This window comes from Bradyrhizobium sp. USDA 4532, from assembly GCF_024171315.1.
In the GTDB taxonomy this organism is placed as follows: Bacteria; Pseudomonadota; Alphaproteobacteria; order Rhizobiales; family Xanthobacteraceae; genus Bradyrhizobium; species Bradyrhizobium australafricanum.
This window is the reverse complement of the sequence record NZ_JALJZN010000001.1, coordinates 7,353,321-7,374,556: the sequence shown is the minus strand read 5'-3', so window position 1 is coordinate 7,374,556 and position 21,236 is coordinate 7,353,321. Positions and strand designations below refer to the sequence as shown.

The window sequence follows — 21,236 nt, the reverse complement described above, 5'->3', positions numbered from 1 at the left end:
ACCCATCATGCGCCGGACGACTTGCCGACGATTTCGTTTCCGGCGATCTCAAACGGTTTGGAATCGAACGCCGCTTAGAGTCGAGAGCGATCCAGCGCTCGCGACTTTCGTCATAGATGCATCGTCATCAAATGGACATGGACCGTCATAGGCGCTCCGTGGAGAAGGTCCTACTCGCTAATCTCACGATGCCGAGCAAAAGATGCTCGGCGTACTCGTATGGCACGGGCGCGACGGCCGTGCCATTGCGATCGATGACTTGGCAACCGACACAAGGAGGCCAGCAACCGGGATGTTCCAGGATCCCCCTTGTCCCATGGACCCGGTCGGCTCGATCAAGCTTCCAGCGACAACCGTGCTGACCGAATTCTGAGCGGCTCTACGATCACAAGCCTTCCGGGCTGCGACCATGGCCAAGAACCCTTGAAATGGCCGAATCTGCTCCCATCGTCTGTTGTGAGCAAGCTTCAGCTTACCGAAAGGTCCTCGGAGACAATTTGACCATGGACTCGAAACGGGGATCCAGCTTTGCAGGGGCTGCGGATCTTGTGGCGCACGCCGACACGGCGCGTCGACACCTTGCTGAATTGAGCGCAGCCTGTGCGAACGGCGACAAGAGTGCGGCCCGCCGGGCATTGCGCCAGGCAATCAGTGAGCTCGAGCTCGCTCGCGCGATGTTGCGAATTGGAAATGACTGAATTGGAGGCGTCGGGCACCTAACTGCGGGGCTCACGGCACAGCTTCACGATTTACTTACCGAGGCCCTTGAAGGCATCAAGTCGGGCGGTTTAATTCACAGATACATGGTCTGGGCCGGTCGTAGCGAGGCGCCACGCATTATCGTGTGTAAATCCGCCGACATTCCAGATGACGTTTTGCGTCGTACAATTTTGCGTCGTACAATAGTGAGTTCACTGGCTGGCCTCGCAGCTGAGTCACAAATTACCATCGAAAAGGATTGAGGGCGGCGGCGTTCAGCTGTCCAAGGTGGGCTGCGACTATGCTTTGGAATCAGTTCGTCGGAATCACGATGCGCTGACGAATCCGGTCGGAGCCATTCCAGTCTTTCTTGCGATCACGCGGCAGGCGCGAAGCGCAAATATCCATCGTATCATCGTCTTGGCATGCACGGCGGTTGCGGTTTTCTTTGTGGGGGCCGCGGTCCTCGGCAAGCAGATCCTCGGCTTCTTCAATGTCGGCCTCGATGACTTTCGTATCGCGGGCGGGTTGCTCGCACTGGTCATCGCGCTCGAGATGTTTCAGGCACAGTATGGGAAATTCTTGCAATCCACCGGAGTTGACAGCAGCGAGGTAGATATCCATGGAATGGCGATAACACCGTTTGCATTCCCTTTGCTCGTCGGACCAGCCGAAGTCGGCATCATGATCACCCTTTCCAATGATAATCCTGGCTGGCTTTCGAAGGCGCTGCTTGCTGCGGCGTCAATCATCGCAACATTCCTGATCGGATTGACACTCTGGACGGCGGCGGCGATTGAGCGGTTCCTGGGAAAAACCGGGGATCAACGTTATGACCCGCACCATGGCGCTCATTGTAGCGGCGATAGGCGTGAACTTCATTATGACTGGCCTGCGGAGCGAATTGCCCGAATTGGCCGGCTGAAATTCTGACAGGTCAGTTGCAAGCTAGGCTTCCGCGCCGGCTGCGCAACGGATCTCACATGACGCGTGCCTTCGTGGCGAGCCTTTGCACGGCAGCCGGCCCCAGAGCAAATGGAAATACCGCAATGGGACTGGCACGCCCGGGGACAAAGTGCAAACTCTCCGATCCCGCGCGAGGTTCAGCATTGAGCGGTCTCCCGACCCGGCGCAGATGGCCGGCGTGCCCTCGCGAGCCAACTGCCCGAACTCGGTTCCGGTGCGCGGGCCGGAATAACCCGACTAAAACCAAGCCAAAAAATTTTTGCGAACGCTCTTGAAACTGATCGCCGTTTTTCTAATTGGATTTTTGCCGCTTACGGGCGGTGCCGGGCGCCAGGTTGGGCTCGGCAAAGCAACCAGGGCGCCGGACAGGTGTCTTGCACCGATCGTCTTGCGCTCCTTCGTATCCATCTTGCTCTCTGGAGGACTTGGCTATGAGGACATACGATTTCGCTCCCCTGTGGCGTTCGAGTATTGGATTCGACCGCCTCATCGATCTTCTCGACGAAACCCAGCAACGGTCCGAAGACAACTACCCGCCCTACAATATCGAGCGGCTCGGAGAGGACCGTTACCAGATCTCGGTCGCACTGGCCGGCTTCAACCAGGACGAGATTTCGGTGACGGCTGAGCAGAACGTGCTGACCGTGGAAGGCCGCAAGGGCGACAAGGACCAGCACGAATACCTCTATCAGGGTATCTCGGCGCGTCCGTTCAAGCGACAGTTCAGCCTCGCCGACTACGTGCAGGTCAAGTCGGCAATGGTCGAGAACGGTCTGCTGCAGATCGAGCTCGTGCGCGAAATCCCCGAGGCCATGAAGCCTCGGCGTATTGCCATCGGAAGTGGCGCTCCTGGCGGACAGATCACGCAGAAGGCGGCCTGAGCCCGCTTCCTATTGGGCCAAAACACGCACGGACGGTAACCGTCCGTGCGCTGACCAGCCGCATGTCAAGTTAAGGAGGATATCATGGGTATTCGGGATCTCGTTCCCTGGGGCAAAGGGCAAGAACTCTCAACCGGACGAGAGGCATTCGATCCGTTTCTCACGCTTCACCGCGAGATGAACCGTCTGTTCGATGACGCCTTCCGCGGCTTCGGTTCATTCGGTCGCATCAACGCTCCGTTGATGGAGGGCCAGTTTAGCTGGCCGCGCCTGGAACTGAATGAGACCGATAAGGAGGTTAGGATTTCCGCCGAGCTTCCAGGCCTCAGCGAAAAGGATGTCCAGGTTGAAATCGCCAACGGCATCCTTTCAATCCGGGGTGAAAGGAAAGCAGAACGCAGCGACGATTCCAAGTTCGTCAGCGAGCGATATTACGGCTCTTTCGAGCGCCAGATTCCGCTTGATGGCGTCGAGGAAGATAAGGCGAAGGCCGACTTCAAGAACGGCGTCCTCACCGTGACGCTGCCGAGGTCCGAGCAGTCACGATCGAGCGTCAAGCGTATCGCGATCAACAGCAACTAACGTCAGAGGTCGGCGGTGCATGACCGTCGCCGACCTCCATATCCAAGCCTTTAACAACGCGTCTCTGGACGAGAGGAGAAACAGGAGACACGCCATGAGCCAAGTCAATCGTAATGCCAACCTCAATGAGTCGCTATTTCATTCAGTATCCCACTACAATTCACCCGGCGATGTATTGAATGACGCGCGGCTCTCGACAGACGAGAAGCGCGTCATCCTATCGTCCTGGGCATCGGATATGTACGTCATCGAATCGCAACCGACCCTGCGGGAGATCCCTGGCATTCCACATCGGTTGCGCCTCGCCGATATCCTGGCGGCGCTGAAGCGGCTGGACGACGAGGAGGATCCGCCGCCGCGCGGTGGAATGGCGATGCAACTGCCTCGGTTGAGCAAGCCGGTGCGCGCCGTTTGCGATTCCGAACGACATGCTGCGACGAAGCGGCATCGGCCGTTGAGAGTATCCCGCGCGGATGCTCGGTGGACTCGCGAAGCAAATGTACGGCGGTACCGGCGGCTGTTGGACACTCAACTGACTGACGCAGAACGCAACTTCATCAGGCGGCGTCTTGTCGAGGAATTAAAGGGCTTGATCGCCTCCAGGAGCGAGCGTCGTCACACAAACTGAGCCCCGGGGATCGGGCGGTGTACGATTGCGAAACTGTCGATGAAGGCAGGAAAAGATGGCAGCAGATCCGTTAGCTCAAGCGAAGATGGGTGTGGAGGCCCTTGCACTGTGTATCGCAGGTGTCTTGTGCGAACGTGACCCATCGCTTTTGCCCGTATTCCAAGAAAGTGCGAGGACGCTTCATCGCATTCTCGATGATCGTGGAGATCATGAGGCGGCAGCAATGATCGGCGCGTTTGGTCGAGCACTAATCAAACGTCCTCCAATCCCAAATTGACAATGGTGACCACAGCACTCCCATCGCTCGTGGGCTAAAGCCTACCACTCGAGCTACGCCGAAAACTGGCGCATCGCCTCCAATCTTTCATGGGTGACCTCCGGTGAGCATGTTCGCGCCAGAGTTCTGACCAGCTGTTCATAGGCGCGTCGTTCCTCTGCGGAGAGACTGGACGGCGGTGGGTTGCCGGCCTTGAGGGCCTTGTCGACGTCGGCTGGAACGGTGGCGGGCATGTTGGTGTGGATGGCAAGCATCCCGCAGGTGCCTGTAAGCCCATCTGGTCGACGACAAACGCTCCCCAATCGCCTCCCTGTTCGCCGCAACAGCCCGGGCCCCGATGGCGTGTCTTCCGCGCCCGCGGCCAATTCTACACACAAAACGCGAAAACGGCCCCAGCTTGGGGATCGCTGAGGCTGTCGTTTCGTCTGCTGGGGGCGCGGGTGCCGGTGAGCAAGAGCCACCTCGGTTCAGGCAGAATGCCGGTACATCCGCGGCAGCCTGAATTGCACTCGACGTCGCACATGCCGAGGGCCTCAGGGGGACGCATACAAGCGACCCCGGCGCTGGGGGCACCAGGGTCGCCACTCAACTCCCGGTCGGGGGGGCACCTGATCGCGGGAGCAACGAATTGACTCTTCGCATTCCCACTTGTTCCCGAGGCGTTAGCAAATCAGCAACGTGATCTGCGCAGGCTTCTCTGAGGGACGGGACCGTTGGGGACGCAGCACGGTCACGTTTCGGAGGAGCCGGCGCACCGGCCCTGAGCGTCGGCTCCTCTTTTGGACCTTGTGTGAGTTAGGCAACAGCCGTCACTCCGGGTACCTGCTAAGCAAGTGACGTTGGGAATTTCAGGGCCCTAGCGCTAGGAATGACAGGGCGTCGCCGGGACAAACCATTTCGGGCCCGGCGGCGTAATTTTTGAGATTTGCCGCGCTGACGCATGAGAGGCGTCTCAAGATGTCTGGCGACAAGATTGCTACAAAGACAGTGCTGTTAGCGCTGGCCATAGGCATTGCCATATGGGCAACCATAGGGGCGCCCGAGCCAGGCACAAATTCGCCGATGCACGTCGCCAGCAGGCGATGAGGCTCTGCCTGCCCGTCTGGCGGTTTAGTCTCTTAGGGACATTGGGCGCTGTCGCTTTAGGTCGGCGTCAGTCGAGCGGTAGAGAAAGCGCGGGCAGCGGCCTATTGCCCTGCTCGCAACCTGTTCGCCCCTTGAGCGGCAGAACCGGCGTTGAGGCATCCGCGGCAGTCCGGCCCATGAAATGGATCAGATTAACGCCCGATGACCACTCCACATAACCAACGGCCGAAAAGGTAAGCGCTCCCACGACGAGAATACTGAGCACTGAAGCAGCGGCTGCTGACGCCAAGCTTTGGCTGCTGAAAAACGGCATCACAATTCTCCGACACCGAGTTGCCACCCATCGGTGCATTAGGCCGACTCGCGATGATCGCGTGTGAACGGCCTCACATATCACGCGGACTTGATGCGTCATTGGCCCGTGGCACAGCCCCTGCAGTTTGCTTGGTGCTGGGGATTTCAGCGTCCCAGTTCAGGAAGGAAACGCCGCCGGGCGTGTATTATTGAGACCGGCGGCGTCTTTTTCTTGAGCCAGCGCGAGCTAGCCCGTTTCAGGCCGCCTCGTCGTCTTCATCTTGCTGCTCGACGTTCGGCCACTCGGGCATTGCGTACCCCGTGTGTCGCGCGCCATGGAAAACTGCCCCCTCGGCGTCACGAGGAATTGCCCCCTCCTTGGATAGCCGAGGAGAGAGGGAATGAACGAGGAACGAATCACGGAAGGCTCGTCGTGGATTGATCCACGGGGGCAGGTGATGAAGACGCCGGATGACGTGGCGGAGATGTTGCGCCTGAGGGCGTGCGGGTGGGGTCTGAAGCGGATTGCGCGGCAGCTGGGCTGCAGCCATCACACGGTGAAGGGCTACGTGGCGGCCGGTGGGCTGAAGCCATTCAAGTCGCCTGATCGCCCGAAACGGCTCGATGGCCTTGAAGGCTGGCTGCGCGAGAGGTTCGTTCGGCATCGCGGCAATGCGGATGTGGTGCGCCAGGACCTGTTGGCCGAGGAAGGCGTGGCAGTCAGCCGGCGAACGCTGCAACGCGCCGTGCAGCCCTATCGCCAGGCGCTGAAGGCCGAAGCGCTGGCGACGACGCGGTTCGAGACGCCGCCGGGCCGGCAGCTGCAGATCGACTTCGGCGAGCGTCTGGTCGAGATCGGCGGGGTGAAGATCAAAGCATTCGTGTTTGTGGCGACGCTCGGGCATTCGCGGCGGCTGCATGTGCGTGCGTTCCGGGCCGAGAAGCAAGAGCACTGGTTCGCCGGGCTCGAGAGCGCATTTACGACCTTCGGTGGCGTGCCGGAGGAAGTGCTGATGGACAATCCACGCGCGCTCGTGGTGCGCCACGACGCGGTGAGCCGGTCGGTCCAGTTTAACGACAAGCTCATCGCGTTCGCGAAGCATTGGGGCTTCCGTCCTCGCGCCTGCGCACCGTATCGGGCGCGCACGAAGGGCAAGACGGAGAAAAGCCAACTCGTTCTGCTGCGCGCCCCATCGCTCAGTTTTCGACTTGATCCATCACGTCGCGTACCTTGGCGGCCAGTTCATTGAAGCTGAAGGGCTTGACGATCAATTGCACGCCCTTATCGAGCCGGCCGTGATGAATGATCGAGTTGCGGGCATATCCGGTAGTGAACAGCACCTTCAAGGAGGGGCGGATGGCTCTGGCTTGAGCGGCGACCTGCGCGCCCGTCATACCTCCCGGAAGGACCACGTCTGTAAACAGGAGATCCACTCGGGGTTGCCGGTCTAGAATCCGCAGAGCCGCCGGCCCATCATGGGCCTCCAGCACGCGATAGCCGAGCTCGCGGAGGCTGTCGACAGAGTAGGCTCTGACGTCGGCGTCATCCTCGACGACGAGAATGGTCTCTTCCTGGGTCGCCTCCGGATTGAGCGTCTCATCAGGTGTGGTGTCATCCGACGAGTCGCCTAACAGGCGAGGCAGGTAAATTTTGACGGTGGTGCCCTGCCCAAGTTCCGAATAAATCTTTACATGACCGCCCGACTGCTTGACGAAGCCATACACTTGGCTCAGCCCAAGTCCCGTGCCTTTGCCGACGGGTTTCGTCGTGAAGAAGGGCTCGAACGCTTGCGCCACGGTCTGCCGGTCCATGCCAACGCCGGTGTCGGTGACCGATATGACGACGTACTGGCCCGCCACCACTTCCCTATGTGCCGCGACATAGGCTTCATCGATGTGGGCGTTACCGGTCTCAAGTGTCAGCCTTCCCCCATTTGGCATGGCATCGCGAGCGTTGACGGCGAGATTGAGGATGGCAGCCTCGAGCTCATTGGGGTCGGCTTCCACGCGCCACAACCCGGCGCCGAGCACGGTCTCCACGGCGATCGTCTCGCCGAGCGTGCGATGGACCATCTCGGAAAGGCCGTTGACCAGAACGTTCACGTCGATCGGCTTGGGATCGAGGGGCTGGCGGCGCGAGAACGCGAGAAGGCGCTGGGTAAGCGAGGCCGCCCGTTGGGCGCCATTCATCGCGTGACGCACGGCGCGCTGCAGATGCGCGGAATCCGAAGGAACATTACGCTGCAACGTGTCGAGATTTCCCATGATCACCTGGAGGAGGTTGTTGAAGTCGTGGGCGACCCCACCCGTCAACTGCCCCACCGCTTCCATCTTTTGGGACTGCCGCAGCGCCTCCTCGTTGCGCTTAAGCTGTTCGGTGCGCTCGATCACCTGCTTTTCCAGCGTGGCATTCAACTCGACGAGCGCCTCCTGGGCACGCTTGCGTTCTGCGATTTCGCGGTGCGACGCCTGCGAAAGACGGACATTGTCGATTGCCACGGCCGCTTCGGCGGCGAGCCCCGAGAGGCCCCGCTCGGAGCGCTCCGAAAAGACGCCAGGCTTGCCGTGGCCAAAGAACAGGCCTCCGATCACATCCCCCGTCCGCGAAATCACGGGAACGGCGAGATAGCTCCGGACGGGCAGATGGCCTTCGGGCATGCCTCGACGCGGCGCATTCTTGCCATAGCGGGGATCCTTGGTGATATCGTCGGAGCGCACGATGCCCTCGCCGTTGAAGGTCGGCGCGAACACTTCGGTATTTCGCGGCATCGGAAACTTCGAAAATGCCTCCAGCGGCGCTCCCGAAAGCGTGTAGAGCATGTAGCTTTCGCCGGCCTCGTTGGTGAGGTTGTAGAAAAACGCCCCAAACTCGGCACCGCTGAGTTCGACGCCCGCATCCGTTACGATTTGCACCAGGCGCTGGAGATCAGTCTCGAGGGCAAGGGCCGATCCGGCACGATTGAGCACTTCGAGCGAATGCCGCTCTTCACGGATCATCTCCTCGGCCTCCCGCTGGATCGTGCGGTCGCGCAGGATCTTGACGAAACCGACGATCTTTCCGCCCTCGCGGATCGGGCTCAGTTCGCCCACCGCCCAGAAACGGCTCCCGTCTTTGCGGAGGCGCCAGCCTTCCTCGCCGCCGCCCCTACCGTGCGCGGTCGCATCTTCCATTTCTTTGCGCAACTGCGCCTGGCCAGCGTCTGCGGCAAAGATCCGGTCCAAGGACTTGCCGAGCATTTCGGGTTCGCTCCAGCCAAGGATCCGGCTCGCGCCGGTATTCCAGCTGGTAACGAGTCCGCGTTCATCGGCGCTGATGATGGCCGTATCAGTCGCGCCATTGACGATCTGACGCCACTGGGCCGCGCTGATTTCATCGGGCGCGCTTGTGAGGTCGTCAGCTTCGATCATCGATGCTCCCTGACAAAAGTGCGGATGCCACATCCCGGAAGGAGGCAGGCCGGCGTCAGTAGCTCGACTTTCTTGACGGCCCCCAGAGGCTGTAGAAGTACACTTGGCCAACGCAGGGTCCCAGCGGTGAGTTCCCTTTCGAGCGGGTACGGTGGGGGCACGAAATTTCGTTCAGAACGTCAACACAATGCGGAACAAAGAACCGCATCACGGCCCTTCCCTAGCCATCTTTTCAGGTTCCATGACGGAAGGCCGCAGGAATTGTCCGACCTCGGTGATGGACGCCGTCCGCCTGAGCTGGCGTTCGGCTGATGCTCAATTCCACGTGCGGCCACTATGCTGGCGGTCTTTCTGTCGAGGAGATCGCGCAGCAGCACAGGGAAGCCGACCGGCTGAACAAGCGATTCGGCAAGGATTTCCGGATCCTCAAAGGAATCGAGTCCGACATTCTTGCCGACGGGTCGCTCGACAATGCCGACGACGTGCTGGAGCGATTCGACTTCGTGGTCGCGAGCATTCGCGGCCGGTTCAAATTGAACCGACAAGGCCCAGACGCAGCGCATGCTCCGGGCCATCTCGCATCCTCAAACCACTATCATCGGCCACATGACCGGACGGCAAATCCAGCGGCGGCCAGGCTACCAAATCGACGTTGAGAAAGTGTTGCAGGCATGTGTGAAGCATGACGTGGCCGTCGAGACCAACGCCCACCCATGGCGGCTTGACCTAGACTGGCGTTGGCATGAGGCGGCGCTCGAGTTCGGCTGCATGATGAGCATCAATCCGGACGCGCACTCGGCGCCTGAACTCAATCACATGCATTGGGGTGTAGAGATGGCGCGCAAAGGCGGTGTGCCGCCGGACAGGGTCCTGAACGCGATGACGCTTCCCGAGATCACGCGCTACCTCGGCCAGAGGCGGCGCTCGCTCTTCCGCGTCGCCTAATGCCATTGGCACAAGACCACTCGCTCGAAGGAACGGTGGTGGCGGTCGCGGCTGACCGCGGGCACCACTTCAGCAAACCGACGCAGGACTGCATAGTCCTGGTGGAAGGTCACGGCGTCGAAGGCGACGCCCACGCCGGCGTTCGTCCGGCACCGCTATCTCTCCCGCCGCCAGCCCCGCCTACCCAATCTCCGACAGGTCCATCTGATCCAATCCGAAATCTTCGCATCCCTTCTCGAAGCTGGCTTCGACGTCGGCGCGGGCGATCTCGCCGAGAACATATTGCCGGCCTGGACCTTGAGCGAATGCCGCTCGGGTCCCTCATCAAGCTCGGACCCACGGCGATCATAGAGCTGACTGGCCTCCAGACGCCGTGCGTCCTCATGGACCGCTTCCGAGCCGGCCTTAAGCGGCACATGCTCTCGTCGGCGGAAACTGACCCTCCGTTCAAATCCGGGGTGCTTGGCGTGGTGCGGGCCGGCGGGACGGTCGCGCCTGGCGATACCGCGCCGGTTCGGTCAGCGCTCAGCTGCCCTGAAAACTTGTTCGGCGTGCCTTTCTTGCAGCAGCCGATTTTGATCCCGTGCGCCATCTGTTTCTCTCTTCTTTGGAACGTCTTCTGGCGTGCTCATTTGAAAACGCGCGGTAAACCCTCCGCGGCTGTGCCGCGGGCGCATCTATTCACTCAAGCTGATTTGCGAGCAAATATCGGCTGCGTCGAAAGTCAGTTCGTGGTCTGGACCTGTGGAGAAGGATAAGGGTGTAACAAATGAGCGTCATCGGTCCAGCCATTGCGATCGTTATCGGCCTAGCCACTGTGATGGTCGTTTACCTGCTGGCGAGGAAAACCCGGCGTGAGCGCGATAGCCAAAGACAACATATCGCCGATGAACGTCACGAGAACGCTAGCCCGCAAAGCGCTCTCTCCGCAATCGGCGACCGCGAACGCGATGAGGAGGCTCGATCTCGTACAGCGGTCGGGAGCCGATACAGCCACCTTGAAGATGATCCGACCTATGCGACGAGCGTGGAATTGGGGAAGATTTTGATGGACCTGAGCGAGTTAGAGACGGATCTCGCCCTGGCTAAGCAAAGCAAGGACACGGATTTAGCTCTCAAAATCCGGCTCGAGATGAATGACTTGGAAAGTCGCGCTTCCGAGCTAGAGAGCCAACTCGTGAATGGTCCCGATACTCGCCCGGGCTAACCGACCGGCCGCTACCGGAAGTACGTCATGCCGCCGGCAACGATCGACAAGACAAAAGCCAAAGCAGCAGCCCCAATAATCCATGGCATGTCACGGCGTTCATTAGGCGTCATACAGCTTTCTCTCAAATCGCATCGCTTCGCGCAAAGGAAGGCCTCAGCACGAGACGGTTAAGTGCCGAGACCAAGTTTTCTACGTCATCCCTTGTTCAACGCCGATGACGGTCGGCACTGAACAGACGATCAACCGACCGGTTAAGGGATTGTTCCTATTCCCGGCGTTGCCGTTTTAGCTGGTCGTGCCATGCCATGGCTGCCAACGAGCGAATGCGCACCAAGGCCAGTTCGACCGCTGCTGTGGCCGTTTCAGACCCAACCACGAACCATCCCCCTTGCATGGAGGACCAGGTCGCATTGAACCGCCTTGGCAGTCGTCGCTATGCCTCCATCAGGCATCCAGAGAGCGCTCTCGACCGCGGCGGGCACCGAGCGCTGCAGCCTAGCAACGGCTGGCCTCAGACTTCAGCTGAATCCGGATCGGCTTCGTGTAATCGGCAAGGTGATCATCGGCGCTCCTCAACCCGCTTTGTCGCGCCGTCGCGCTGTTGATGCCCGAACAATGCCGGCCAATCCGCAACGGTCCCGGCCTGGGCGATCTCCCGAGCCGTCGGCACGATCCGGACCACGTTTATTGTAGCCGTATGCCGCGCCGCATCCTGGTCGCCCGGCTTCAGACCTGCGACACGTTGAGGGAATCGGATTCCGCTAGCTGCGACGGCGCCGTGCCCCGGCTGCCGCGTAGCGCGGGCGATCATCTTCGCCACGGCGACCGGGATGCGGTCTCCCCGCGCTGCGATGTAGCCGTCGATACGCGTTTCGATGCGATGGCCCAGCCGGGAGGTGCGGTTTTCGCGGTCACAGGCGCGGCACCTCAATCTGGATCGTGCGCGCATCTGCGCTGCGGTCGATCACGGTGAAGACGGCATCGCGCAGCACCCGATCGAGCTCGACGGGCGTCGCGCTCATCGGCTCCTCGATGGTGTCGAGATCGATCACATCAGCCGCCTGCGGATTGAAGTCCCCGCCGCGCACGCCACAGAGCTGTGCGCGGCGCGGATCGGTCACGTCGACCGCGATGCATTGGTCCAGGGCACGGAGTGCCGCTGCGATCGGCATGGTCGCATCTTCGTATTGGCCCGCGAACTTCCGTTGCCCATGCTCGTCACGAAACCACGCAGAGCGCAGCATGAAGACAGTTTGCATTTCCGGCGTCGGTTCTGCCGCCGCCGAGACCAGCGCGGTCGAAGCCTTCTGCGGCGGCATCACCTGCCGACCTTGCCGGATCGCATCGGGCATCGTCTTAAGCTCTGCGAAAGCGAAGGTGGGGATCTCCTTCCGCAGCTTTTCGAGGCTGGGATGACTGCCCGTCTTCTGAAGCTTGGTGATGATGTCGGCGATCGCATTGCCGACGCCCGGGATCTCCGTAAGACGATCCTCGGCGATGAGCACGTCCAGCGGGACGGCAAGAGCCGCCAGGCTGTCGGCGGCCCGAGAGTAGGCTTTCGCCCTGTGGGGATTGCCGCCTCGCAAGGCGGTGCGCTGCGCGTACTCTCGCAGGAATCATTGCGCGCGCGACTTCGTCAGCGAGTGCTCGGTGATGCGCTGCCAGTTTGGCGAACAGCGCTTTCTTTGCCGCGTTGGTCGCGAGCTTGCTGATTAGTTCGCACTCTTCCGCCTCGACACTGGCAGATGATCCGGAAGTGACTTATCGAGTAGGCCGGCGACCAGCACGGCGAGCGCTGCGTCTTCGATGGCCCCCTCGGCGTATTCGACCCTATCCCACTCGAAATGGAATACCGCCGAAGCGATGGTCGATCGTCGTCGGGCGCATTGCGATCATGCGGGCGTAGTGCGCGCGCAACTGATCCATGGCGCCATCAAACGCCTCTTGCGCCGCTGCTAAGCCCGACTGCTCGTTAGCGTCGGCTATAGCTGCATTGTACGCGCTGCGCGCCTCCTCGCCGCGCAGACACGCGTCCCGATAGGTCCCGGGCGGGTATGACCGGCGGGCGATCTCAACCAGGCGGCCCGTTTCATCGTTCGCGGCATCCCGAAGCCGCGATATTTCGACGAACCGGCTCCCCAGGTCGATCAGCTCGGCATCTGGACTGGCCAAGGAAACAGTTGTTGCGGTAGTCGGCGCCGCTGCGGCATCAGCCGATCAATACACACCTAAGCTGTTGAAAACAATACAATTAATCTAAGCTACCGAAATTAGCCCACAGTCCAGCCCACAAACACGAACGGCCCCGACGCGGCGCGCCGAGGCCGCCATTCCAGACTCCCGGTCGAGCGCGCCACCTGTCTCCGGGAGCAATGAAGGGACTCATTGGCCCGACCACTTGTTCCTGAGGATGGCGATGCCGCACAACAACGATAGCGGCCCTGGCGCGGGGAACGCCAAGGCCGTTTTAAACTCCCGGTCGGGGGGCAACCTATCGCGGGAGCCTGTGTAAGATTCCCGACATTGCCACTTGTTCCTGCTCCTCTCGCAACATCACAGTGCGTAACAAGAAGTGCCCTTCGGCCGATCACCGAGGCCACAGGTTCTGCGGTTGACTCTGCGCTGGGGATTTCAGGCCCCCGGTTCAGGAAGGAAACGCCGCCGGGCGTGTATTTTTGAGACCGGCGGCGTCTTTTCTTGGGACTATTTCGATGATCCACACGGCTTTCGTGGAGTTGGGCAGCAAAGACAGTAGTTGCCCGCCCTTCAAAAACTCGATTCCGAAATCTTTAATAAATTCGGACCAGCTTCCTTCCGCGACAGGGAGGTGTGTCATGCGTAATCATGACTTCGTGTCCGATGGGTTCCTCGCGCTAATCGCGACCTGTCTTGTGCTGTTGTGCTCGGGCCTGCTCGTTGTCGCATTTAGCTAGTCTGACCTTGGCGCCCTCATCGTTCCGGATACTCCTAGGGGACCGCTTGGGGACACCCCGCGCAGAGCACAAGCATGCCGCATTTTCATCACGCAAAAACGGCTGGCCTGCTCATCCAGCATTCACGTTCAACTTCCTACAGTGTGGGGTGCCTTAGATTCCACGAGAGGAAACCATGAAGCTTAAATTTGCACTTGTTGGACTTGCTGCGCTCGGCAGCCTTGCTGCGGCAGGAAGCGCGTCAGCGATGCCGCTCGCGACACTTTCTCCCGCTTCAAACATCGAGAACGTCGCCGTAGTCTGCGGCCCGAACGGCTGTGTCCGCACGGCGCCCGTCTACAGGCCGTACGGCTACGGTTACGGCTATCGTGGCTACGGCGTCCGTCGCTACGGATACGTGCACAGGGGCTACGGTTATCATAGGGGTTACGGCTATCACGGCGGTTATCGCCGCTGGTGATTTCGCGCAAAAGCCCGTCGGTAGGATCATCCGGCGGGCAGATTGATCTGCATCACTCGCGTGTGTGACCGCCCTGCTACCGCAGTGTTGCTGGGATCGCCGGGCCAGCTGGAAGACCGCCGCCGGGATGCTGCATTCAAGCCCGGCGGCGTACATTTTGATCAGATCCAGGCCGCCGCCCGCGCTCACCGTCTGGGCCGGCTTCTGATTAATGGAACAGCAACGTCGTTTGCATAAGATGCATCCCACTCGCTGCGGGACGCTCGAAAATGACCGAGTATGTCATCAGGGAAGTTGGCCTTCGTCAGTGGCTCGTGTTTGCCGATCGGCGAAGCATCGCTTTTTGCGCCGACGAAGATGAGGCGGTGAAAGCCATGGCCGAACATAGCGCGCGCCACCGTCGAACACCGGAAACGATGGAAATTGAGCCAGGGGAAAACCCGCCGGCGTGAACCGGCGGGCGCCTCGCCTTCACGCTAGGCTAAGTTGACAGCTGCAGCGGCCATCATCTGCCGTAGCTGATAATGCCAGCCCTCCCGACCGATGCAGTCACTGTCGGGCCATTCCTCGCCCTTGTCTTCGTACTGCTTCACGTACTCGAGAACCGCAGCAACGCCGCCCAATGTCGTCGGAATTGTCCAGGCCAGATCCCAACCTGCATCGGCCTCCGCATGGCAGCATGCTCCTTGATGGTCGTCGGCCTGCCAATAGGCCTCAGAGCGATATTCGGCGTCGGTCGCCGTGATGGCTGCATTGTGGTCCGCGTCCGCCTGCTGGTGTTTTGCGATGGCCTCCAAAGCCGGATCAGTGGCCTGCGGTGATCGCCCTCCTCGATTCAACGCTGAGGCGGCAACCGGGTTACCAGCAAGCAATATGAGATCGAACGCGACGGACCATGCGACGATCTGCTTCTCGTCGCGCAGGCGATACTGCGCCTTGGCGTCGCCCAAGGCCGCCCCCTCAAAAGCCATGGAGGCCATCGATTTTACAGCAAGTTCGGAGAGATCTCTGGCCCGCACTAAACCGATGCCATGCTGCGCACCTCGATAGCACTTTTGAGCCATCTCATAGTGCTCAAGCTTGGGTGTAAGCTCGAGATCATCCGCCAGCCGCTTAGCCCGACGCGACCATTTTCGATATGCCCGCGGAGCGCTTGGGCTGGGGTTCTTGGCATTGGTTAGTTCGTTTTGCCGGCGCCCGTCATGAACGCTTGTTTAGACTGCGTCAGCATTACGCTTACAAATTCTCCGTGGCCTCATCGGTCGATGGCTTCAAGAAGCAGGCACCAGAGCTAGAGCAAGGGATAGCGGCAACGGCGTTCTATGAACTGACGTTCAACCCAGCCACTCGAATGGATGTCAATTCGACGGACTCTCGCTATCCTAATCCAGCCATGGAATGGATCATGAAAAACCTAGGCGGCCCCTCGACTGAAAAGGACGCCGCCACTTGACCAATCGCTAGCGATAACTGCGCATCGCGGTCGCGAACTCTAGCGGCTTCACTCGGCGCGAGATATTCGCGATCATTGGCGCATGCCCTGGCGCCGCAAGCCCGCTCGTCATCTCCGCTACTGTCCGGCCCCGTCGATCGCAACGGCGGAAGACGGTGCTCATGTTCTGCGTCGGGTGCCAGCACAACGGCCGGCTGAAGTTCGCCGATCTGCCTGGATTGGGACTCGCCTGAAAACTCGGCGCACATCAGGTGCAGCGCTTGCGGTCGTTCCCGCTATCGCTAGGCTCATTAGGAACTTGAAGCGTTGTTGAGCCGTTTGGAGATTGCAAGACAAACGAGCATGACGCACGGTTCAGCCATCGCAACGAGATGTACAAAGAGCCGATCATTGACGAGTTAAGGCAGATTGAATTCGCGACAGTCGAAGGAGAAAGGCGGCTGGCGGAGAAAGAAGCGCAGCTCATCGAATGTAGGCGGCTGAATGAGGACACGAGCAAGATTGAAGCCGAGCTTGCGGTAATGCGCGAAGTACAGCTTGATCGCGAGAGGCTTCGCCAGCGCCTGCTTTCTCTTCTGCACCCCTAGATCCAGATGCCTTCTATGATCTAACAGGACAAGGCGACGCCGGCTGAGTATTGGGCTGACGTGGAGTACGCCGCAGGCCGGCAAGACCTGTTCGCGTGACCGGCGTCAGAGAAACCCCAGCGGTCGCGTCGCTGGGGTCCATGGTGTCCGATCTCGGGGGGAAAGCATGCGGACCTGCCGATAACCGCCCTCGCGCTTGCCTGTTCCTAATCATCCCGGAAGGATGGATTGTTAGCCTCATCAGCGACAGCTCGCCGCAGAATACGTCCTAGCGCTCAACATGGAGCCCGGAGAAGTGCGCCGGCATTGGGTGTCCTGAAGTGAAGAGATGGCCCCAGCGCTTGGGAGCACGCTGGGGCCATCGGCTTTCCACGCACACTGTCCGAATGCGGTTTGGTCGGGGGGATGGTGAGAGCTGCATTCGGATGACAGACGAACAAGCTTCCGCTACGTTCGTTCCTAGCAGCCATAGAAAAGGCCCCAGCACCTTTGGGGGCCTTAAGGCCGGCGCTGAGGCCAGCGGGATGGTCGGGTGCGGACCCGACGAACCAACGTTAGCACGCCCTTATGCAATTGCCACTTTCTCCAAGATTCTGTCGGCCGGAACCGTGATAACATCTCGGCATCGGGAGCCCAAAATGAAGGACATGCAGGCGCACTTAGAGAAGCTTCGCGTCGAAGCGGAGGAGTGCGAGCTGATCAGCAAGCTGGCGACCAATCCGACAGAAAGAACTGTTTGCCAAGCTGGCGGCCCACCACCGGGAGCTAGCTGATGAGGTCGAGCGGACCATGAAGGCCTCGACCTAGGAAGTCCGCTAACCGGCGACGCGGGAGATTAAGGCCACCTCCGCAAGCGGCCTTGCATGGCTCCATTCCTACAGTGGGACAATTTCCCGTAGCATCCCGGTGCAAGGACCGCACATCGATTTGCTATCCCCTGCGTATGCCAAGCACCTTCACCCACAGGGGCGTCACGTTCGAGGTAAAACGCCTATATGATGATCAGTTCGAGATCATCATTGAGATCGGCGGAGAAACGACCCGCCATACCGTGCGCACACGATTGGCAGAACTAGCAAAGCGCCGGGCCGAGATGCTGATCGATCGTAAGCTGAAAACGAAAATTAGGCCTGTGTAGGCTGCCCCAATTGGCGGCCACTAACAGAAAACGGCCCCAGCAAGTGTCCTGTCTGGACGGCGTAATAAGGAAGGGCCCAGCGGTGAAGCTGGGGCCAGTGTGTAGCTGGGCGTCTCGGTGCCTGTAGCGGTGCGGCACTGAACAGGGCGACCAATGCCAATGCTTGCGCTTCGTTCCTGCTCATAAAAGAGACCCCAGCATCCGGATCATGCTGGGGCCAAGCTGGATCGCCGAGCCGCTCGCCAGGAAGCAACGGTCGTCGTTCTAGGGCTGAAAAAATACGAAATGAAAATTAGCTGCCCTGTTGCTCGGATCATCCCAAACGACGCTCCGGTCCGAAAATAAACCATGTGAATCCCGGCGAGACAATTTCCGCTTTTTCCCGAGACTTGACGCCGTCGTCGATGGGAGTTTGAATTAACTCCTCGGTCCTCTCCAGGCCGAGAACCCGAGGCCCCGGAGAAGCGCCACATCGGGGCCTCTGCTGCGGATTCGCAAAACCGGCAACACATACCCATGTGCCGGTCATGCCTAAATTCGAGTTCTACCTGCCGACCGTTGGAAAGTTGGTTCCGGCCGGCCCGGAGTGGTTCCACGAGATCAAGTACGATGGCTACGGCCTGCGCGTCGAGCGCGACGGAGACCGCGTCCGGCTGATCACGAAGGGCGGCCATGACTGGACGAAGCGCTTCCCTTGGATTGTGAAGGCCGCGCTGAAGAACCGCCAGAAGCAGTTCGTGATTGACGGTGAGGCCATCGTCCTAGGCGAATCCGCAGCTTATGAGGCTTGGAACCGCCTCCTTTATGGCGACTTCACCTTTTCCCGTGCAGCATCAGCAGCATCGATGCCAGCCTGCTTCACCCGATCGACGGCCTCTGTGCCGACGTCGCCGAGCTCGGCCTTCAACGTATCGGAGGCTTCGCGTAGGCTTTGCGATACCGCGTCGGCGCGCGTGTTCAAATCAGCCTTGATATCGTCGCTGAGCTCGCCCACCCATTCGTTCTCGAGATCGAAAGTCCGGAACGCACCCGCGATGGCCGCACCGATTGCCAAGCCCACGGCGCCAAGGACGAGCGGTTGCCGGTCAAGCACGTCGGCCAACGATGATTGCGCTTTCGTGAGAGCTTCTTTTCCAGGCATGCCGAGGTTCTCGCGCGCATAGGCGATACCTTCGTCGAACCGGCCCTTGATCTCGTCGGCCGCTCCCGACATGGCGTCTGAAGCCGCGCTACTGGCCTCGCGTACGGTTTCACCGAAGCCCGTAGCGTCGTCGTGATCCGTTTCAGGCGCGGTCGGTGGCGCGGCGGTCCGTTGGAGCTCGGAGGCGGCCGCGCGAACATTGCGCACGCCGAGATCGACGATCGGCGAAGCCGCCGCGGTCGCCGATCGCGCCGCGCTCTTCAGCTTCTCGTCGCCAGCCAACAGCCAGAACGCACCGCCTCCGATAAGTGCTGCGGCGAGGGGATTTTCCCGCACCGCGGTCACCAGACTGTCGAAAAAGCCCGCCTGCGTGCTGCTCATCTCACCATCCCCTTCACGGTGTCCTTGTCCTTATCGAGTTGCCGAATGGTCTCCCGTGGCACCAGGTTGCGGGCATCTAGCCGGTTGATGCCGATCGCGAACAGTACGGCCGCGATCATCACGGCCATGATCGCCGACGTCAAATAGGAGAGCGGCTGTGACCACCCTGCCCCAATCATTGCCGCCGATAAGGCGAACAGCGCCATCACCAAGGCTGGGATCACAAGGACGGCGCCGCCAACGATGAAGACCAGCGCGCCGCCGACCTTCTGAACTTTTTCGCCGAATTCGGCCTTGGCGAGATCCACCTCGTTCTGGAACAGCTTGGCGAACTGCGACAGCGCATCGCCGAGCAATGTCGAGATGGTTCGAAGATCGTTCTGACTCGTTTTGATATCGTTCTGGATGCTCATGACACGTTGCTTTGCTGCGAGGATGACGATTGTTCGCGCCGTTTCGAGGATGAAGACCGCCCGCCCGACGCCCTCAGGAAACGGACTGCCGCGAAACCGGCAAGGACCGAGATCCCCAGAAACGCGGCCGGCTGCCGCTTCGCAAAATCGGTGGCGCCGTCGACGAGGTCGCGGAAGCTTCCGTCACGGATTTTATCGGCCGCGTCATCGACATATTCGGCGGCGAAAGTCATGCCACGGGCAGCGAACGGCGCATCGCTCTCGAAGGCGCGCGCCGCTTCGCGAATGTTACCGGCAAGGCGTGCCATGAAGTTCGCGCCCGACCGCTGCTTGTCGCGCGCCTGGCCCTCGATCTGGTCCACCGTTCCGGAAGCCACGTCTTTGGCGGCATCAGCCGCCTCCTTGAACTTGTCGTTGGCGACATCGGTCGACGCTCGGACGGCATCGCCGGCGCGCTGCTTCACCTCGGCGCCGGCATCGGCCATCTGCTCCTTGAGGGTCTGCGAGGGGTCGGTATTCCGGTTCTGCGTGGAATTCGTCTCTTTACTCAGGTCCACATCGCTCATGATCGTTCTTTCAGGTGTTCGGGTTTGGGGAAGGACTGAAGGCCGCCCTGACGACGTCGTCGGCAGCCTCTTTGAGCCTGTCGGCCACGTTTTCCGTCATCCGGCCGGCATGCCCCCCGAGATCGGCCTCGCCGACGCTTCGCGCCGCCGCGTCGGCCGCTGACATCGTCGCGTCCTTGGCCGCCTCGAAACCGGATTGTGCAGCCTCGCCCGCCGCTCGTTTCACGCTGTTGCTCGCCGGGCCCACCGCCTTGGCTTCGGCGCTGGTTTCGGGAAGAGCCGCGGCAAGGATGGCGCCGATCGCGATCCCAAGACCGCCGATCAAGGCGGCATTGTCGCCAATGACCTGACGGGCCTTCGCAGGCACCGTGGCCGCCGCGTTCTTGGCCGCGCCCGCTCTGTCCTTCACGGCATCCATGCCGCTCTTGAGCGTATCGCCGACGGTGCCGGCGGCCTGCGCCGCTCGCTTGCCAAGGTCGTCGGCCAGGGCGGCGGCGGCATCTTGCGCATCGCCAGCCATATCGCCGGCCTGGTTTTGAGCCGAAGTCAGCCGGTTTCTCACGTCGCTGCTCAGCGCGTCGGCCCGGTCGGCGGCCTGATCCAGCATCTCTCCCGCCTTCTCCATCACCGGTGCAGCCGCTTCCGTGGCCCGGTCGCGCACCGTCTTCGAGGTCAGGGCAAGGCCAGCCCCGATCATCAGAAGGGGCACTGGAAAACCGCGCGCCAGGCGCAGAAGCGGGATTGCGACCGCAGTCCCCGCAGCGACCGCCTGCATCGGATTATCCATCGCTTGTTGCTTCAGCGCCTCGACCCAACTCTGGGTCTTGTTGCTGATGTAATCGGAGACTTCCGATCTGATGTGTTGCGGCGAGACCTTGTGGCGGAGGTCGTCAGCGGTATCCGATATCCGCTCCCTCAACCTATCGACCGTCACCGCGAGTTCGGCACGGCTGCGCTCGGACTGCCGCCTCAGCTCCTCCACTGATCGCGTCATGGCTTTACCCTCTTGGATTTTACCCTCTTGGATTTTTTGGTCGGTTCTTTTGGGACGAACTCAAGCTTTGTTGAATCGTTCCTCAGCAGGCCCTGCGGCAAACAGCGTCCAGACTTTGGTCTAGGCTCAACAGTCCACGCGCCGGCCGAAGCGCTTGAAGCAAGCGACAGGAACGGGCCGACAAGCCGGTTCGT

20 protein-coding genes and 5 pseudogenes are annotated in these 21,236 nt (G+C 60.7%); 13 read left to right on the top strand and 12 right to left on the bottom strand.

Features of this window, described 5'->3' with window-relative positions; genetic code table 11:
- Positions 1-987: 987 nt before the first annotated feature.
- Positions 988-1,461: pseudogene (locus tag J2R76_RS34060) on the top strand (MarC family protein); the annotation flags it as partial.
- A gap of 70 nt (positions 1,462-1,531) precedes the next feature.
- Positions 1,532-1,624, top strand: coding sequence for a hypothetical protein (locus J2R76_RS34055; RefSeq protein ID WP_307720387.1), 93 nt, complete (start codon positions 1,532-1,534; stop codon positions 1,622-1,624).
- A 278-nt stretch (positions 1,625-1,902) separates the two neighbouring features.
- Here the strand turns inward: J2R76_RS34055 and J2R76_RS34050 are convergent, their stop codons facing one another.
- Positions 1,903-2,073, bottom strand: coding sequence for a hypothetical protein (locus J2R76_RS34050; RefSeq protein ID WP_158074180.1), 171 nt, complete (start codon positions 2,071-2,073; stop codon positions 1,903-1,905).
- Between the two features lie 23 nt (positions 2,074-2,096).
- Between J2R76_RS34050 and J2R76_RS34045 the strand changes: the two genes are divergently transcribed.
- The 3 genes from J2R76_RS34045 (at position 2,097) to J2R76_RS34035 (ending at position 3,756) form a co-directional block, all read left to right on the top strand.
- Positions 2,097-2,546, top strand: coding sequence for an Hsp20 family protein (locus tag J2R76_RS34045; protein WP_076826824.1), 450 nt, complete (start codon positions 2,097-2,099; stop codon positions 2,544-2,546).
- 84 nt (positions 2,547-2,630) lie between these two features.
- Positions 2,631-3,128 carry an Hsp20/alpha crystallin family protein gene (locus J2R76_RS34040; RefSeq protein ID WP_244558767.1) on the top strand — a complete coding sequence of 166 codons (498 nt, stop codon included), beginning with the start codon at positions 2,631-2,633 and terminating at the stop codon, positions 3,126-3,128.
- Between the two features lie 19 nt (positions 3,129-3,147).
- A complete protein-coding gene (locus J2R76_RS34035; protein WP_076826821.1) occupies positions 3,148-3,756 on the top strand; it encodes a hypothetical protein in 609 nt (202 codons plus the stop codon).
- Positions 3,757-4,164: 408 nt separating this feature from the next.
- On the opposite strand, the pseudogene J2R76_RS34030 reads toward J2R76_RS34035, so the two are convergent.
- Positions 4,165-4,346: pseudogene (locus J2R76_RS34030) on the bottom strand (epoxide hydrolase); the annotation flags it as partial.
- 840 nt (positions 4,347-5,186) lie between these two features.
- Positions 5,187-5,432, bottom strand: coding sequence for a hypothetical protein (locus J2R76_RS34025; protein ID WP_141340621.1), 246 nt, complete (start codon positions 5,430-5,432; stop codon positions 5,187-5,189).
- A 382-nt stretch (positions 5,433-5,814) separates the two neighbouring features.
- Between J2R76_RS34025 and istA the strand changes: the two genes are divergently transcribed.
- Positions 5,815-6,663 (top strand): IS21 family transposase, encoded by an 849-nt coding sequence (gene istA, locus J2R76_RS34020; RefSeq protein WP_244558766.1) that lies wholly within the window; start codon positions 5,815-5,817, stop codon positions 6,661-6,663.
- On the opposite strand, the gene J2R76_RS34015 is transcribed toward istA, so the two are convergent.
- On the bottom strand, positions 6,611-8,821 hold the full coding sequence (locus J2R76_RS34015; RefSeq protein WP_076826819.1) for an ATP-binding protein: 2,211 nt from the start codon (positions 8,819-8,821) through the stop codon (positions 6,611-6,613). The two genes, istA and J2R76_RS34015, sit on opposite strands and share 53 nt — an antisense overlap.
- Before the next feature lie 317 nt (positions 8,822-9,138).
- On the opposite strand from J2R76_RS34015, the pseudogene J2R76_RS34010 reads away from it, so the two are divergent.
- Positions 9,139-9,766: pseudogene (locus J2R76_RS34010) on the top strand (PHP domain-containing protein); the annotation flags it as partial.
- A 769-nt stretch (positions 9,767-10,535) separates the two neighbouring features.
- Positions 10,536-10,973, top strand: coding sequence for a hypothetical protein (locus J2R76_RS34005; protein WP_076826817.1), 438 nt, complete (start codon positions 10,536-10,538; stop codon positions 10,971-10,973).
- 1,382 nt (positions 10,974-12,355) lie between these two features.
- Here J2R76_RS34005 and J2R76_RS34000 read toward each other — a convergent pair.
- Together J2R76_RS34000 and J2R76_RS33995 are read right to left on the bottom strand one after the other, a co-directional pair.
- A pseudogene (locus tag J2R76_RS34000) lies at positions 12,356-12,589 on the bottom strand (DNA polymerase/3'-5' exonuclease PolX); the annotation flags it as partial.
- A gap of 217 nt (positions 12,590-12,806) precedes the next feature.
- On the bottom strand, positions 12,807-13,148 hold the full coding sequence (locus J2R76_RS33995; protein ID WP_076826814.1) for a hypothetical protein: 342 nt from the start codon (positions 13,146-13,148) through the stop codon (positions 12,807-12,809).
- A 936-nt stretch (positions 13,149-14,084) separates the two neighbouring features.
- On the opposite strand from J2R76_RS33995, the gene J2R76_RS33990 reads away from it, so the two are divergent.
- On the top strand, positions 14,085-14,369 hold the full coding sequence (locus tag J2R76_RS33990) for a hypothetical protein (RefSeq protein ID WP_076826812.1): 285 nt from the start codon (positions 14,085-14,087) through the stop codon (positions 14,367-14,369).
- A gap of 269 nt (positions 14,370-14,638) precedes the next feature.
- A complete protein-coding gene (locus J2R76_RS33985) occupies positions 14,639-14,821 on the top strand; it encodes a hypothetical protein (RefSeq protein ID WP_076826811.1) in 183 nt (60 codons plus the stop codon).
- Positions 14,822-14,845: 24 nt separating this feature from the next.
- On the opposite strand, the gene J2R76_RS33980 is transcribed toward J2R76_RS33985, so the two are convergent.
- Positions 14,846-15,319, bottom strand: a complete 474-nt coding sequence (locus tag J2R76_RS33980; protein ID WP_141340623.1) for a hypothetical protein — start codon at positions 15,317-15,319, stop codon at positions 14,846-14,848.
- Positions 15,320-15,522: 203 nt separating this feature from the next.
- Here J2R76_RS33980 and J2R76_RS33975 point away from each other — a divergent pair, with 203 nt between their 5' ends.
- Positions 15,523-15,822: a hypothetical protein gene (locus J2R76_RS33975; RefSeq protein WP_141340624.1), complete on the top strand. Its 300-nt coding sequence runs from the start codon at positions 15,523-15,525 to the stop codon at positions 15,820-15,822.
- Positions 15,823-16,220: 398 nt separating this feature from the next.
- Here J2R76_RS33975 and J2R76_RS33970 read toward each other — a convergent pair whose 3' ends face one another.
- A complete protein-coding gene (locus tag J2R76_RS33970; protein WP_158074179.1) occupies positions 16,221-16,403 on the bottom strand; it encodes a hypothetical protein in 183 nt (60 codons plus the stop codon).
- A 644-nt stretch (positions 16,404-17,047) separates the two neighbouring features.
- Between J2R76_RS33970 and J2R76_RS40720 the strand changes: the two genes are divergently transcribed.
- Positions 17,048-17,182 carry a hypothetical protein gene (locus J2R76_RS40720; protein ID WP_256521277.1) on the top strand — a complete coding sequence of 45 codons (135 nt, stop codon included), beginning with the start codon at positions 17,048-17,050 and terminating at the stop codon, positions 17,180-17,182.
- Positions 17,183-18,074: 892 nt separating this feature from the next.
- A pseudogene (locus J2R76_RS33965) lies at positions 18,075-18,299 on the top strand (DNA ligase); the annotation flags it as partial.
- A 50-nt stretch (positions 18,300-18,349) separates the two neighbouring features.
- On the opposite strand, the gene J2R76_RS33960 reads toward J2R76_RS33965, so the two are convergent.
- The 4 genes from J2R76_RS33960 to J2R76_RS33945 form a co-directional block, all read right to left on the bottom strand.
- Positions 18,350-19,069 carry a hypothetical protein gene (locus J2R76_RS33960; protein WP_141340625.1) on the bottom strand — a complete coding sequence of 240 codons (720 nt, stop codon included), beginning with the start codon at positions 19,067-19,069 and terminating at the stop codon, positions 18,350-18,352.
- Positions 19,066-19,482, bottom strand: a complete 417-nt coding sequence (locus J2R76_RS33955) for a phage holin family protein (protein ID WP_141340626.1) — start codon at positions 19,480-19,482, stop codon at positions 19,066-19,068. Before J2R76_RS33955 ends, J2R76_RS33960 begins: the two co-directional genes overlap by 4 nt.
- Positions 19,479-19,967, bottom strand: a complete 489-nt coding sequence (locus J2R76_RS33950) for a hypothetical protein (protein ID WP_253625466.1) — start codon at positions 19,965-19,967, stop codon at positions 19,479-19,481. The genes J2R76_RS33955 and J2R76_RS33950 overlap by 4 nt, the downstream gene beginning before the upstream one ends.
- Positions 19,968-20,058: 91 nt before the next feature.
- Positions 20,059-21,042, bottom strand: a complete 984-nt coding sequence (locus tag J2R76_RS33945; RefSeq protein ID WP_076826798.1) for a DUF3618 domain-containing protein — start codon at positions 21,040-21,042, stop codon at positions 20,059-20,061.
- Positions 21,043-21,236: the final 194 nt, after the last annotated feature.